General features: G+C 48.5%; 2 protein-coding genes. Both read right to left on the reverse strand.

What is annotated here, in order from left to right; genetic code table 11:
• Positions 1 to 905, reverse strand: a 905-nt coding sequence (locus KDK18_RS11180) for a hypothetical protein (protein WP_257254982.1), incomplete at its 3' end; no start/stop codon positions are given.
• Between the two features lie 150 nt (positions 906 to 1,055).
• Positions 1,056 to 2,374, reverse strand: a 1,319-nt coding sequence (locus KDK18_RS11185; RefSeq protein WP_257254983.1) for a hypothetical protein, incomplete at its 5' end; no start/stop codon positions are given.

The following is a 2,374-nucleotide window of genomic DNA, read 5'->3' on the forward strand; positions in this document are numbered from 1 at the left end:
TGTCCGGGCGTCAGTAGCTCAAGCCTGCCGGGTATGTGCTGGATTCGTCCCTGTTTATCCACTCCGGGGCCGCCTAGCAGCAGTTGTCGCCAGTTATTGTGCAGGTGGCAGTCAACTAAAACGGTATTGTCGTCATCCACAGCACTCTCGTTACCGGGGAGTTCCGGCAATAGCGGAGGAACCTCATTGATGTCCATCGTTGAATCATCATCGGTCTGTGCATCGAACTGCCAGGTATTACCCGGTCGATTAATCCGCCGCCAGAAATCAGCGCCCGGAGCGGCGGCTCCCGGAGCGTCGTCATGCCTGCCAATCGCTGCCAACTGTGCAGGATCTGCCACGACCAGCAGAGCAACATGCTCGCCCAGAGGTCGTTTCTGCTGGCTGACTTTGTCGTACAGACAAGGGTTATCCGGGTCCAGTAAATCGTTAAATCTGGGTAGATCCTCGCTGGTGAGTTTGCGGATATCCATCACCAGAGTGAGTGGCTGTGAACCTTCAAACAGCTTGCCCGAACGCAGAGTGTGGCGACCATCGCCGGAAATGCTCAGCCGGCTCACCAGGTTGGCCTTTGAGAGGTCATCGGGGTGGGAAATAATAGTGACATCGCGTTGTTTATCGCAGGTCTGGTCAACCAAAAGCTGTCGAACCTCATCATCACTGGTGACAAAACGAAAATCGAAGGTATGAGGGGGCTTTTGGAGAGGGGAATCCGCTGACGATACGTTTCTCGCCCTGTCAGGCAACATCATCGGAGATGACGATAGATTGAGTTTGGCCGTTACATCAGAGCAGACTTTTGCAATCGGTTCGTCCAGCTTTGCTCGCCTGATTGGAATGCTACTATCAGGTACGCCGTTGTTACGAACGGGTTTGTTTATTTTTCCACCAATCTGACCATCCATGATAATTATCCCTACTGCCGTTTGAAGGACTCAATTGAAACTTATAAATAATATGACCTTCAGACAGGAGGAAAGTTCTATTTGATTGGTTATCCGTAACCATGGAAGGAAGTTACCCATCTCGAAGAACTCATCACGAACAAGTGGTTATCATGTATCCAATGAGTCATAAATCGAATTCAAATTCACACTGCTCAGAAACTCTCCGGCAATAGTTGTCAGCTCACTGGAGCTGAGTACCAGAGCATTACTGGCGTTCAGTGTCACCCGTAAGTAGTCATCCTTAACAGATTCCTGAAAATGGGAAGAGCTATTAATTGCAGACATCATGGCATACAGCTCTTCCGGTGAGGATGGGTCATGAGCGCCGTAATGGTCTAAACCCCAGACCCCCTTGATAGCAGCATCGGCCCAACAATACGTCAAGCAACCGCCTTTCGAGTGTGTCAATCTATACAGGTAATGACTGAAGGCCTGCTGAATCGCCTGCTTGCATTTGTGTCTTAAACCATCCAAAGCAAGTATATTGTCACATACGTAGCGTTGTCTCTCTGAATCTGACTTTTCCCAATAACCCGGGGGTGGATTCTTCTCTAACTCATAGGGATGGTCACTTTTTGATATCTCAATCCACTTAGGGCTGCTCTCAACTTTTCGTTGAAACAGGTCTTCGGCCTTTTTCTGAAGCAGTTTTTCATCCCAGCAAGGTCTCCCCATGATAATCACCGGACGGTGGTTCTCTTCTCCCGTGATTGACCTCGGAAACGCGGGTTGGTGCGTCAACAATCGTTCTATATTCGGAATGCCCTCAGGTTCGTCCGTCCAGCCGATCTGTAAGGATCGACTGGCCATTTTATATTCAAGGGATGATGAAAACCCATCATGACAGTCACTGACGAAGAAGGTATTACCTTCTTTCTTCTGGAAGCTATCATAAGACTTCTGCCACAAATGACTATTGTTTTCCCTGGAAAAGAACTGCTTGTACCACTTTTTCAAGCAATGAGCGGCTTCAATCTTGAGTTCATCGAAGCTTTCAAGACGCACCAATAGCTGATGATGTCTTTCGACCTCCATTGTAGGCTCCCGATAGCACAGCAGTGGATCCAGCCAACCCGATTCCAGAACTTCGAGGGCAAAGCGAATAACCGAAGGTTTGGGATCACTCCCTTCCAGTATTTCTGCCATTAAACGCAACCATCGGTTAGCAGCTGAGTCGCTCTGACCAGTCATTTTTGGATGGAGTAACTTGAGTTGCTCAGTAACCTGCTCTCCATCACTGTCGGACAATATTTGCTTCACCGCTTCCGATATCGGTTCAAGTGGCTCCTTGTCATAGCCCGATGCTTCTTTCCCCAGCGACACGATTATTGAGACGGCCATGGAAAAACTGGCTAAATCTTTTTCCTCCCATAGGTTCTTGACTATTTTGGAAATAATTAGCCTGGTATCTGGCAATGCGCTGTTTT

The sequence above is a fragment of the Endozoicomonas sp. SESOKO3 genome (assembly GCF_024606255.1).